Source organism: Streptomyces sp. WZ-12 (genome assembly GCF_028898845.1).
Taxonomy (GTDB): domain Bacteria; phylum Actinomycetota; class Actinomycetes; order Streptomycetales; family Streptomycetaceae; genus Streptomyces.
In genome coordinates this window covers 3507506-3520576 of sequence record NZ_CP118574.1, presented here as the reverse complement: position 1 = coordinate 3520576, position 13071 = coordinate 3507506, and the positions used below count along the sequence as shown (strand labels likewise).

The window sequence follows — 13071 nt, the reverse complement described above, 5'->3', positions numbered from 1 at the left end:
GCAGCGAGTGCTTTCGCTGGTCTAGCAAAGTGATATCACTTTAACCCGCTGGCCTGCTGCGGTCCAGCGGGCCGCGGCTACTGTCCGGACGGTTGCACGCGACTCCCGTGCTGTTTGTCACGTAGGGAAAAGCCTTGATCGATGAGTATTTGTTGTCAGATGCGGTGTTAGCTTCAACCGCTGAGTTATGCCGGGGGCGGAACGACTGGAGTTGCACGAGCGATGGGCCGAGCTGACGCGAGGCGGGCGGCGCAGAGCAGTGCCCGCCGGGCCGGAAAGAACGAGAAGAAGTCCGGCATACGCCGCCTCTTCACCTGGAAGAAGATCCTCGGCGCGTTCCTGGGCGTGTGCCTGCTGGGCATCCTGGGATTCATCGGGCTGTACCTCTACGTGGGCGTGCCCGCCGGCAACAAGAGCGCCCAGCTCCAGAGCAACGTCTTCAAGTACGCGGACGGCTCGGTCATGGCGCGGGCCGGCCAGGTCAACCGCGAGACCGTCCCGCTCAGCAAGATACCCAAGCCCGTCCAGCACACCTTCGTGGCCGCCGAGAACAAGACCTTCTACCAGGACTCCGGCGTCGACCTGAAGGGCACCCTGCGCGGGGTCATCAACACCCTGAGCGGCAAGGGCAAGCAGGGCGGTTCGACGATCACCCAGCAGTACGTCAAGAACTACTACCTGAGCCAAGAGCAGACGATCTCCCGCAAGCTCCAGGAGATCGTCATCTCCCTCAAGGTGGACCAGAAGTTCTCCAAGGAGGACATCCTCGCCGGCTACATCAACACCAGCTACTACGGCCGCGGCGCCTACGGCATCCAGGCCGCCGCCCAGGCGTACTACGGCGTGGACTCCGACAAGCTCACCGTCTCGCAGGGCGCCTACCTGGCCTCGCTGCTCCAGGCTCCCAACCAGTACGACTGGGCCATCGCCTCCGCCGCCGGCAAGCAGCGCGTCCAGGAGCGTTGGGCGTACGCGCTCGACAACATGGTCGAGATGAAGTGGCTCAGCCCGGAGGAGCGCGCCCAGCAGAAGTTCGACGTGCCCAAGCCGCCCAAGCCGCTGCCCGGTCTCACCGGCCAGGCCAGCTACATCGTCGAGGCGGCCAAGAAGGAGCTCTTCGCCCAGGGCGTCGACCCGGGCGAGTTCGAGGCCGGGGGCTGGACCGTCACCCTCGGCATCGAGAAGAACCGGCAGAAGGACCTGGAGGCGTCGGTGAAGCGGAAGCTCCTCGACGACCTGAAGCCCAACCAGCGCTCGGTGGACGGCGACGCCCAGCTCGGCGCGGCCTCGGTGGACCCCAAGACCGGCCACGTCGTGGCGATGTACGGCGGTGCGGGCTACCCGAAGCACTACACCAACAACGCGACCCGCTCCGACTACCAGGCGGCCTCCACCTTCAAGCCGCTGGTCCTGGCCGCGGCGCTGCAGAACGGCGCGCAGACCCAGAACGGCGTCCCGATCACCCCGAACACGATCTACGACGGCGCCAACCGCCGCCCGGTCGTCGGCGGAACCAAGCCGTTCGCCCCGCCGAACGAGGACGAGCGCACCTACGGCAAGATCAGCGTCCAGACGGCGACCAACAACTCCGTCAACGCCGTCTTCGCGCAGATGGGCGCCGACGTCGGCCTGGACCAGGTCAAGCAGACCGCGGTCCAACTCGGCCTGAACGTCCCCAAGTCCGAGGTGCAGCCCGCCATGGCCCTGGGCACCATGGGCGCCAGCCCGCTCCAGATGGCGGGCGCCTACGCCACCCTCGACAACCACGGCACCAAGGTCACCCCGACCATGGTCGTCAAGGCGGTGCACACCCAGAACGGCGTCGACAAGGAGGTCCCGCTCAAGGACCCGATCGGCGGCGAGGTCCTCTCGCGCAAGACCGCCGACACCGTCACCTCCGTCCTGACCGGTGTGGTCGACGACGGCACCGCGTCGAGCGCGGTGAAGAACGCCTCCTACAAGGCGGCGGGCAAGACCGGCACCTCCGACGACAACAAGTCGGCCTGGTTCGTGGGCTACACGCCCAAGCTGGTCACCGCGGTCGGCATGTTCGGTGAGTCGCCCAGCGGCGGCAAGCAGGTCACCCTGAAGGGCACCGGAGGCGGCGGCCGGGTCAACGGCGGCGGCTACCCGGCGCGGGTGTGGGCGGACTACACCCAGTCCGCGCTCGGCGACAGCAGTGGCGGCGACTTCGACCTGGAGACCGACATGGGCGCCGCGGTGCCGCCGCCCGCGCCCCCGACGCTCACCCCCTCCGCGCCGGCCACCCCGACCGCGCCGTCGACGCCGACCCACCCGCCGACGACCACCCCCACCCAGGGCGGCTCCCCGTCGGACACCGCCGGCACCGGCCGCCCGACCGGCCGGCCCACGCCGACCGACGGCGGCTCCGGCCCGCCGAACGGCGGCACCGGCGGCAAAGCCGGTGGCAACACCGGCGGGAACACCAGCACCGGCGGCAACACCGGCACGGGTGGCAACACCGGCACGGGCGGCAACACCAGCACCGGCGGCAACGACAGCCTGCCGAACCTCGGCAACTGACCCGCCCGGTCCCCGTCAGCATCGCGGCCCGCACCCCAAAGGGTGCGGGCCGCGGCGCCGTTCGCGCGCGGATCAGCCGCCGTTGACCTTCTTGGCGACCCGGTCGCCGAGGTTCTTGTCGACGTTCCGCCAGTACTGGAGCGCCCGGTCCAGCACCGGCCGGCTCACCCCGCCCAGCAGATGCCCGGCGATGTTGTTGACCAGCCGCTCGCGGGCCGCGTCGTCCAACACCTCGCGGACCATCGTGCCCGGCTGCCCGAAGTCGTCGTCGTCCCGGCGCAGCGTGTACGCCTCGCGCACCATCGCACCGCTGGACTCCCAGCCCGCCGGCTCCCCGTAGCGCTGGGTGTCGGCCGCCGGGCCCCCGTAGGAGTTCGGCGCGTACGGCCGGGCCGCCCGCGATGGGTCGAACCGCATCGGGCCGTCCTTGGCGTACGAATGGGCCGGCACGTGCGGGCGGTTGGGCGGCAACTGCGCGTAGTTCGGGCCGATCCGGTACCGGTGGGTGTCCGGGTACGAGAACAGCCGGCCGAGCAGCATCTTGTCCGGGGACGGGCCGATGCCCGGCACCATGTTGGACGGCTCGAACGCGGCCTGCTCGATGTGGATGAAGTAGTCCTCCGGGTTCCGGTTGAGCGTCATCCGGCCGACCTCGATCAGCGGGTAGTCGCCGTGCGGCCACACCTTGGTCAGGTCGAACGGGTTGAAGCGGTAGTCCGGGGCGTCGTCGAACGGCATGACCTGGACGTACAGCGTCCACGACGGGGCGTTGCCGCCCTCGATGGCGTCGTGCAGGTCCCGGCGGTGGTAGTCGCCGTCCTCGCCGGCCAGCCGGTCGGCGTCGGCCTGGGTGAGGAAGTCGATGCCCTGGTCGGTCTTGAAGTGGTACTTGATCCAGAACTTCTCGCCGCCCGCGTTGACCCACATGTAGGTGTGCGAGCCGTACCCGTTCATGTGCCGGTAGGTCTTGGGGATGCCGCGGTCGCCCATCAGCCAGGTGACCTGGTGGGCCGACTCCGGCGAGAGCGTCCAGAAGTCCCACTGCATGTCGTTGTCGCGCAGCCCGTTGTCCGGGCGGCGCTTCTGTGAGCGGATGAAGTCCTGGAACTTGATCGTGTCCCGCACGAAGAACACCGGGGTGTTGTTGCCCACCAGGTCGTAATTGCCCTGCTCGGTATAGAACTTGAGGGCGAAGCCGCGGGGGTCGCGCCAGGTGTCGGGGGAGCCCTGCTCGCCGGCGACGGTCGAGAAGCGGGCCAGCATCTCGGTTTCCTTGCCGGGCTGGAAGAGGTCCGCCTTGGTGAACTGGCTGACGTCGTTGGTGACCTTGAAGAAGCCGTAGGCGCCGCTGCCCTTGGCATGCACCACCCGCTCGGGGACCCGCTCGCGGTTGAACTGGGCCATCTTCTCGATCAGATAGTGGTCCTGGAGCAGGATCGGACCGTCCGGGCTCACGGTCAGGGAGTGCTCGTCGCTCTCCACCGGGATGCCGACGTTGTTCGTGGTGGGCGGGACGTTCTGCGCGCTGCTACTCATTGGAGGAATGCCTCCCGTTCGATGACTGGCGGTGGGGTGGGTGGGCCCGGGGCCGTCAGTCCCTTCCGAGGGCGGCTGGTCCCGTTCGATCCCTTTTGTCCCCCACCCAAGCAGTCAACGCCGTCGGCGGCACCTCGGCAAGGGGTCCCCGGCGTCCGGTCGAGTCCCGGACCTGCCTACGGGGACCCCGCCCGGTCCGGACGCGGGTCCCCGTACGTGCGACGGCGCGGGGCGCGGCCTCAGTGGCGCGTCGCCGGCGGCATCGACAGCTCGAACCAGACCACCTTCCCCATGCTCAGCCGGGTCGCGCCCCAGCGCCGCGCCATCCGGTTGACCAGGTACAGCCCCCGGCCGCCCTCGTCGGATGGCCGGGCCTGCCGCAGCCGCGGCAACTGCGGCACGTCGTCGCCGACCTCGCAGCGCAGCACGTCGGTCCGCAGCAGCCGCAGCGTCACCGGCCGCTCCGCGTACCGCACCGCGTTGGTCACCACCTCGCTGACCAGCAGCTCCAACTGGTCCGACAGCTCGTCCAGGCCCCAACGGGCCAGCGCCCGGCGGGCCAACCGGCGCGCCTGCCCGGCCGTCTGCGCCTTCGGATCGAGGTACCAGTACGCGACGTCGCTGGGCGCGATCCCGTCGAAGCGGGCGGCCAGCAGCGCGATGTCGTCATCGCGGTCGCCCGGCCCGAGCATGTCCAACACCTCGTCGCACAGCGGCTCCAGCGGCGGGGGATTGGGCCCGGTCAGCCGGGCCGTCTCGGCCAGCCGCTCGCGGAGCTGCTCGATGCCGGTCCACACGTCCCGGATACGGGACTCCACCAGGCCGTCGGTGTAGAGCACCAGCGTCGCGCCCGCCGGGGCGTCCAGCTCCACCGCCTCGAAGTCCACCCCGCCGACGCCGATCGGCGCTCCCGGCGGCACCCGCAGCACCTCCGCGCGCCCGCCGCGGTGCAGCATCACCGGCGGCGGATGCCCGGCGTTGGCGACGATGATCCGGTGCGCCACCGGGTCGTAGACCGCGTACAGGCAGGTCGCCATCCGGTCCGAACCCAGCCGCTGGGCCTGCTCGTCGAGGTGGTGCAGCACCTCCTGCGGCGGCAGGTCCAGGCCGGCCAGGGTCTGCGCGGTGGTCCGGAGCTGCCCCATGATCGCGGCCGAGGTCATCGAGTGGCCCATCACATCGCCGACCACCAGCGCCACCCGGCTGCCCGGCAGCGGGATCGCGTCGTACCAGTCGCCGCCCACCCGGGCGGTCTCGGCGGCCGGCAGATAACGGCTGGCCAGCCGCACGCCGGTGGGCTGCGGCAACGAGTCCGGCAGCATGGTGCGCTGCAGCGCATCGGCGATGTACGCCTCGCGGCCGTAGAGCACCGCCTTGTCCACGCCCAGCGCGGTGTGCGTCGCCAACTGGGCCGCCACCAGCAGGTCGTCCGGATCGAACGACGGCCGGTCCGGCCGGCGCAGGAAGACCGCCGCGCCGATCACCCGCCGGCGTCCGCGCAGCGGCGCCAGGATCACCCGGTGGCCGCCCGGCAGGCGGGTGTCCGGGCCCAGCAGCTCCGGCAGCGCGGTCCGCGCCGCCTGCGCCTCGCCGAACAACGGGCGGACCCCGCGCAGCACTTCCGCCAGCGGCCCGCCCGGGCGCACCTCGGACAGCTCCGCGGCGCTGCCGCCCATCGCCGGCCCCAGATCCGGCTGCGCCGGCAGCACCGGCAGCCGCAGCCCGCCGGTGTCCGGCTCCTCCGGGATCCGGTCGGTACGGCGCAGCCGCAGCACCACCGGGCCGGTCGGCCGCTCGTCGCCCACCGGCAGCGGATCGCGCAGGTACACCAGGATCGCGTCGGCGAACGTCGGCACCGTCGCCCTGCACAGCCCCAACACGATCTCGTCCAGGTCTATCCCGCGGGCGATCCGCCGGGTCGCCGCCCCGATGAACCGCAGCCGGTCGCCGCTGGCCTGCCGGGCCGCGGCCGACTCCCGGCCCTCGCCGGGGTGCGCCGAGCGGGCCGGCGGCACCACGGGCGGCTGCGGCGGCCCCGCCTGGGGCGGGAGTTCCGCGCCGCCGGGCCCGCCGCGCCGCCCTCCCGTGGCCGCCCCACGCCCTCGCCGCCGGGCCGCGGTTGCGCGTGCCCCGGCTCCTCGTCCGGCTCGGGCGCTCCGGCGCGATCCAACGCGCCGTGCGTCGCCGGCCGGCCCGCCCGGACCGCCGCGCGCTCCCCGTCCGGCACACCGCCCGGTCGATCCTCAGCGGACATGGCCACCTCCCCGTACGTGTCGTACGAGCCCCCGTACGACCCGGCGCATGCGCCGTAGGAACTGTCGCGGGATTCGCGGGCCGCGCCGTACGCCCGCCCGCCGTCGCCGGCCGGGCCGTGGTCCGCGGTCGGTTCGGCGTCCCCCTGCCCGGCCGGCGGACCCGCGGAGGCCGTGGCGGCGCGCCGGCCGGCCGCGCCCGCCTCGAAGCCGGTGTCGTCGCCGCCGCGCACCGCGAACCCCGAGCCCGGCCCCGGCTCGTGGCCGGCACCGACGGGCTGCTGGAGGGTGCTGCGCGGGTCGGGTACGCCGCCGAGCGGCGCCGTCCCGGCCGTCCCCGCGGGAGGGGACGCCGAGGACGCGGCGGTCGGGGCCGACTGCCGCGTTTCATGGGAGGTGGGGTGCTCCGTCACGCGTGGGGTTCCATCCGTCCGGGGCTGGCGCCGGCGCGCCGCGTCCGGTGCGCGCCGCCCGAGCGGCCGCGCCCGACGCGGTGCGTCTCAAGCGCGTCGCAGGTGCAGAAAGAGCTGGATTTCGGGTGGTACGTCCGTGCTCGCCGGGGCATACGCATATGAGTCCTCCCCGACGATGTCGAATCCCGCGTCGCGCACGACCCGGCGCAGGTCTTCCCGCAGATATCCGGATACCCGGATCGTGCTGCCGAGGAACGGAAGGGGGAAGTCGTCGATATCGGCCTCGACCATTGCCAGGGCCAACAGCCCGCCGGGGCGCAGGAGGTCGTGCAACATGCCGAGCGCACAGGGGATTTCCGCCCGGGGCATCATCAACAACGAGAAATAGGCGGCGATTCCGTCGAAGGAGCCGCCGCCGCCCAGCCGGCCGCCGCGCAGATCGGCGATGTCCAGCCGGTGGAATTCGGCGCCCGGGACGTTCTCCCGGGCCAGTTCGACCATCCCGGGGGAGAGGTCGATTCCCACGACCCGGTGTCCCGCGTCGGTGAGTTGACGGGCCGTCGGCAGGCCCGTCCCGCAGCCGGCGTCGAGGATCCGCGAAGCCGCCGGCAGTTCTCCGCTCAACCACGTGCCGGAGGCGATCTGGCCTTCCTTGTGCGGGAAGGCCGTCTCGTACTGATTGCCGATCGTGTCGAACGCCTCGGCCTGTCCGGCCCGGTCGAGTCCTAACCGGTTCAGACCCTCGTACGTGTCGTAGCTCGTCGCGCTCACGACCTCGCCCCTCCTGCGACCGCGGTCAAGTTCGTTTTCTCGTTCTGGAGTTGCGCCTGTGCAGTCTTGCGGAGGACGATCCTACGTTTGAAGGCCCAGTGCGCAGCAAGGGGGCTGACCACCGCTTCTCGTCCAGCGGGAACGCCGTGGGAAGCCAGTGGGAAACAGCTTCGCCCATAGGCGCACCTTTCCACCGTTCGCCCCCTTCACTCGCTTCATTCTCTTCTTTTCACGTTTGCTACCTCACGACAGCAAACGATCTGGTGGTCGATCCCAGTTCTCCGGAAGCACGGGAACCTCCCAGGCCGGATCGGGCCGCCAATCCTCCCAGTGGTCGGCGAACGGCCCGCCCCACGCCTCGATCTGTGCGACCGCGGCGCGCCCGGCGGAACTGACGCCGGCCGCCTGCGCGTCCGTCATCAACCCGTCCCGCCGCGCCTGCGCGAACTCGTCCTCGTCCCGCCACTCCCAGCGCCGGTCCGGATAGACACAGATGTCGAGGAAATGGTCGAGCGAGTCGATTCCGCCCGACCAACGGCGGCGCGGCTCCTCCAGATTGACGTACCAATTCTTGAAGTGCCAGCCGCTCTCCCAGAACAGCCAGACCGACCAAGGGTCCCCGGGCCTGGCCAACTTCAGCACACCGGTGCCGAACCACTGGTGGCGCTGGGTACGGCGCGGTGTGGTGTAACGGGTGGCGAGCGGCTCGCGGTGCACCGGCGTGCCGTCGGCGAGCACCGGCTTGATGCACGAGGTGCCCGGCGCCATCCACACCGCGAGCAACTCCTCGGTGTCCTGCACGACGGTCACCGGACGACAGATGTGGAACCGGCGGGGGTCGGCGTTGTCGCGGTAGCGCCACAGGACGTGCTCGCCGGGCGCCCAACGGCCCCCGCCCGCACCCCGTTGACCCGCTTCGCCCGTTGGCCCGGGCGCACCGCCCGTCCCGCCCTCCGCCGTCTCCACCATGTCCGCTGTCATGCGCAGATCTTAGGGGCGTCGCGTTACGCGCGCGGTGACATGCGCCGCACCGGTGGTTACGGATGGGTCATGCGCAACACATCGAGCGCCTCGTCGAGCTGTTGAACCGTCAGCAGCCCACGCTCGACGTAACCGCCCTCGATGACCACCTCGCGGATCGTCCGCCGCTCCGCCAGCGACTGCTTGGCGACCTTCGCCGCCTCCTCGTAACCGAGGTACTTGTTCAACGGAGTGACCACCGACGGGGACGACTCGGCGTATTCGCGGGCCCGCGCCACATTCGCGGTGATGCCGTCCACCGTCCGGTCGGCCAGCAGCCGCGACACATTGGTGAGCAGCCGCACCGACTCCAGCACATTCCGCGCGATCACCGGCAGCATCACATTGAGTTCGAAATTGCCGGACGCCCCGGCCGCCGCCACCGTCGCGTCATTTCCGGTGACCTGCGCGGCGACCATCAACACCGCCTCCGGAATCACCGGATTGACCTTCCCCGGCATGATCGACGAACCGGGCTGGAGATCCGGCAGGTTGATCTCGGCGAGCCCCGTCCGCGGCCCCGACGCCATCCACCGCAGGTCGTTGGCGATTTTCGTCAGCCCCACCGCGATGGTCCGCAACTGGCCGCTGGTCTCGACGATTCCGTCCCGCGCGCCCTGCGCCTCGAAGTGGTCGCGCGCCTCGGTCAACGGCAGCCCGGTCGCCCGCGCCACCTCGGCGATCACCGCCGCCGAGAATCCCGGCGGGGTGTTGATCCCCGTCCCCACCGCCGTTCCCCCGAGCGGCAGTTCGGCCAATCGCGGCAACGACGCGCGCAACCGCTCCACGCCGTACCGCACCTGCGCCGCATAACCGCCGAACTCCTGCCCCAGCGTCACCGGCGTGGCATCCATCAAATGCGTCCGCCCGGACTTCACCACCTCGGCGAATTCCGCCGCCTTGCGCTCCAGCGCCGCCGCCAGGTGCTCCAACGCCGGAATCAGGTCATGAAGCACGGCCGAGGTCGCCGCGATGTGAATCGACGACGGGAACACGTCGTTCGACGACTGGCTCGCATTGACGTGGTCATTGGGGTGCACCGCGCGCCCCAGCCGCTCGCTGGCGAGGGTCGCGATCACCTCGTTGGCGTTCATGTTCGACGACGTCCCCGATCCCGTCTGGAACACGTCCACCGGGAAGTCCTCGTCCCACCGCCCCTCGGCCACCTCCGCGGCCGCCTCCGCGATGGCCCCCGCGAGGTCCTTGGCCAGCACCCCCAGCTCGGCGTTGACCTTGGCGGCCGCCCCCTTGATCCGCGCCAACGCCTCGATGTGCGCCCGCTCCAGCCGCTGCCCGGAGATCGGGAAGTTCTCCACCGCCCGCTGCGTCTGGGCCCGCCACTTGGCGTGTGCGGGAACCCGCACCTTGCCCATCGAGTCGTGCTCGATCCTGAATGCGCTGTTTTCGCTCATGCCTATGACAGTGCCCGCAAGGCCGGTTCTGTTCCCGGCCGCCCGCGGATGTCACCTGCCTGCACCGACACCCACCGTGCCGCCCGGGGCATGCGGACGAGGTGCCTCCACTTCCGCCTTTCGCCCTCGGTGACGGTCCGCCCCGCCCCTCGTCGCCCCCGTCGGCCTCGCGGCCCCCACCTCCCCTCATCGCCCGGCGAGTTGGCTGCCACGGCCCCCTCCGTCCCCCTCGCCGCCGACCGCCCCGCACCGCGCCACGAACGCGCGCTCCCGCCCGCCGGCCCGGGCGGCTCGGGCGATCCCGACGGCTCAGGTGCCCATGTCAACTACCCCCTCATCGCGGCGGCTTCACCGCCCTCCCGCCCCCGCCCCTGCCCGACGGGCGCCGCCCCGCCGTCGCCACGCACCGCCCGCGACCCCGAACGCGGACAAGGCCCAACCCCCTTGGCCATGGCCTCACTTCCTCGCCCCCGGCTTCTCCCCGGCTTCGCATTCTTACGTCTGTAGGACTCAGCTCTCACTCCTTCCCAAGGTTACGGCTCAGGGTGACGATGGGAACACGGAACGTATCAATCGCGGAAAGTTAAGGCGATCCCACGACGGAACCAGGGGAGCCGCCCTCGCACCTAACAGGACAGCGCCAACACCCCCCACCGAACAGGAGCGTCACCATGGCCACGAGTGTCGGCCACACATCATCGGGCTCGCGATCCCGGCAGTCACTGATGACCCTGCGCGTCTACACCACGACCCGCGACGGCGTCGTCGTCCAGGAGCGCGCCCAGGTCCACGTCGTCGCCGGCGACCGCTTCGACCTCTACGGCCTCACCCAGGCGTGGCCCCCCTGTGCCTGCCCCCGGCATCGGGGACGTTAGGTGGCCGGGTGGCTGGGCGGACGCCGTTGCCGGGTCGGGCGGGCACTTCCCGCCCCCGGGCCCTTGTCGGGTGCCCCGTCAATTGTCGACCTGTCGTCGCGCACGGCCTGACGTTCTGCACGCGTCACCAAGCGTGCGCCAGGAGCACGGACGGGCTGCTGGAACGCGACGCCGCATGGGGGTGGGGCCCGTAGGGAGCGGCCGGATCGGTCCTAGGGCGTGCGCGCGTGACCGGCGCCCCGACGCGCTGGTGGTGGAGGTGCGGGGGGCGGCGCTGGCGAGGGCGGAAACGAGGCCAACTCCGCTGGGAATGAGCGGTTTTGCGTGCGCGCCCCCCAACCGTTCGAGCGGCAACGAAGAGGGCGGTTCCGGAACGGGCCGTGCTCCGCCGGGAATTGCCGAAAGGTTCACGGCCGTCACCCCCGCGCGGTGGGTGACGGCCGTGAACGGTACCGTCCGTTCGGAGTTCCGGACGCCCGGAACTCCGCGCATCCGGAACGTCGAGCGTCTGGAACTCCGGGTATTCGGAACGGAGTTGACGGGGGGGTTACGACCCCTGGCGGACCGGGATCGAGGTGAAGGTCGGGGTCGTCGGGGCCGGATCGGTGAAGAAGTCGTTGCCCTTGTCGTCGACGACGATGAAGGCCGGGAAGTCCTCGACCTCGATCTTCCAGACGGCCTCCATGCCGAGCTCCTCGTATTCGAGGACCTCGACCTTCTTGATGCAGTCCTGGGCGAGGCGGGCCGCGGGGCCGCCGATGGAGCCCAGGTAGAAGCCGCCGTGCGCGGCGCAGGCGTCGGTGACCTGCTGGGAGCGGTTGCCCTTGGCGAGCATGACCTTGGAGCCGCCGGCGGCCTGGAACTGCTCGACGTAGGCGTCCATCCGGCCGGCCGTGGTCGGGCCGAACGAGCCGGAGGCGTAGCCCTCGGGGGTCTTGGCCGGGCCGGCGTAGTAGACCGGGTGGTCCTTGAGGTACTGCGGCATCTCCTCGCCCGCGTCCAGCCGTTCCTTGATCTTGGCGTGGGCGATGTCGCGGGCCACGACCAGGGTACCGGTGAGCGAGAGGCGGGTCTTGACCGGGTGCTGGGTCAGCTCGGCGAGGACCTCGTCCATCGGGCGGTTGAGGTCGACGGCGACCGCGTCGAGGTCGGGGCCGGCGCCCTCGGTCAGCTCCTCGTCGGTGGTGTCGGGGAGGAAGCGGGCCGGGTCGGTCTCCAACTGCTCCAGGAAGACGCCCTCGGCGGTGATCTTGGCGACGGCCTGGCGGTCGGCGGAGCAGGACACCGCGATGGCGACCGGGCAGGACGCGCCGTGCCGGGGCAGGCGGACCACGCGGACGTCGTGGCAGAAGTACTTGCCGCCGAACTGGGCGCCGATCCCGATCTTCTGGGTGAGCTCGAAGACCTTGTCCTCCAGCTCCTTGTCGCGGAAGCCGTGGCCGGTCGGCGAGCCCTCGGTGGGCAGCTCGTCCAGGTAGTGCGCGGACGCGTACTTGGCGGTCTTCAGGGCGTACTCCGCCGAGGTGCCGCCGACGACGATGGCCAGGTGGTACGGCGGGCAGGCGGCCGTGCCCAGCGAACGGATCTTCTGCTCCAGGAACTTCATCATGGACGCCTCGTTGAGGACGGCCTTGGTCTCCTGGAAGAGGAAGGACTTGTTGGCGCTGCCGCCGCCCTTGGCCATGAAGAGGAACTTGTACGCGCCGCCGTCGGTGGCGTACAGCTCGATCTGCGCCGGGAGGTTGGAGCCGGTGTTCTTCTCGTCCCACATGGTCAGCGGCGCCATCTGCGAGTAGCGCAGGTTGAGCTGGGTGTAGGCGTCGTAGATGCCGAGGGAGAGGGCCTCCTCGTCGCCGCCCTGGGTCAGCACGCCCTGGCCGCGCTTGCCCATGACGATCGCGGTGCCGGTGTCCTGGCACATCGGCAGCACGCCGGCCGCGGCGATGTTGGCGTTCTTCAGCAGGTCCAGGGCGACGAAGCGGTCGTTGGCGCTGGCCTCCGGGTCGTCCAGGATCTTGCGGAGCTGGGCGAGGTGGGCCGGGCGCAGGTAGTGCGCAATGTCGTGCATCGCCTCGGCGGCGAGCTTGCGCAGCGCCTCCGGCTCGACCTTGAGGAACGTCCGGCCGTCCGCTTCGAAGGTGCTGACGCCCTCCGAAGTCACCAGACGGTAGGGGGTGTTGTCCTCGCCGGTGGGGAGCAGGTCGGTATAGGCGAATTCCGGCATGGGGGATATGTCCTTACTCGGAGG

At 70.9% G+C, this 13071-nt stretch carries 8 protein-coding genes; 2 read left to right on the top strand and 6 right to left on the bottom strand.

What is annotated here, in order from left to right; genetic code table 11:
• Positions 1–222 precede the first annotated feature (222 nt).
• On the top strand, positions 223–2544 hold the full coding sequence (locus PV796_RS14725; RefSeq protein ID WP_274913570.1) for a transglycosylase domain-containing protein: 2322 nt from the start codon (positions 223–225) through the stop codon (positions 2542–2544).
• A gap of 72 nt (positions 2545–2616) precedes the next feature.
• Here the strand turns inward: PV796_RS14725 and PV796_RS14720 are convergent, their stop codons facing one another.
• The 5 genes from PV796_RS14720 to PV796_RS14700 form a co-directional block, all read right to left on the bottom strand.
• On the bottom strand, positions 2617–4080 hold the full coding sequence (locus PV796_RS14720; protein WP_274913569.1) for a catalase: 1464 nt from the start codon (positions 4078–4080) through the stop codon (positions 2617–2619).
• 239 nt (positions 4081–4319) lie between these two features.
• Positions 4320–6095: a SpoIIE family protein phosphatase gene (locus tag PV796_RS14715; RefSeq protein ID WP_274913568.1), complete on the bottom strand. Its 1776-nt coding sequence runs from the start codon at positions 6093–6095 to the stop codon at positions 4320–4322.
• 737 nt (positions 6096–6832) lie between these two features.
• On the bottom strand, positions 6833–7516 hold the full coding sequence (locus PV796_RS14710; protein WP_274913567.1) for a class I SAM-dependent DNA methyltransferase: 684 nt from the start codon (positions 7514–7516) through the stop codon (positions 6833–6835).
• A 243-nt stretch (positions 7517–7759) separates the two neighbouring features.
• Positions 7760–8485 carry a cytidylyl-2-hydroxypropylphosphonate hydrolase gene (gene fomD, locus PV796_RS14705; protein WP_446750685.1) on the bottom strand — a complete coding sequence of 242 codons (726 nt, stop codon included), beginning with the start codon at positions 8483–8485 and terminating at the stop codon, positions 7760–7762.
• A gap of 68 nt (positions 8486–8553) precedes the next feature.
• The gene (locus tag PV796_RS14700) at positions 8554–9948 is read right to left on the bottom strand and encodes a class II fumarate hydratase (protein ID WP_274913565.1); all 1395 of its coding nucleotides are present in this window, start codon (positions 9946–9948) and stop codon (positions 8554–8556) included.
• A gap of 671 nt (positions 9949–10619) precedes the next feature.
• On the opposite strand from PV796_RS14700, the gene PV796_RS14695 reads away from it, so the two are divergent.
• Positions 10620–10823, top strand: a complete 204-nt coding sequence (locus PV796_RS14695; protein ID WP_274913564.1) for a hypothetical protein — start codon at positions 10620–10622, stop codon at positions 10821–10823.
• A gap of 547 nt (positions 10824–11370) precedes the next feature.
• Here the strand turns inward: PV796_RS14695 and PV796_RS14690 are convergent.
• Positions 11371–13047, bottom strand: a complete 1677-nt coding sequence (locus PV796_RS14690; RefSeq protein ID WP_274913563.1) for a fumarate hydratase — start codon at positions 13045–13047, stop codon at positions 11371–11373.
• Positions 13048–13071 lie beyond the last annotated feature (24 nt).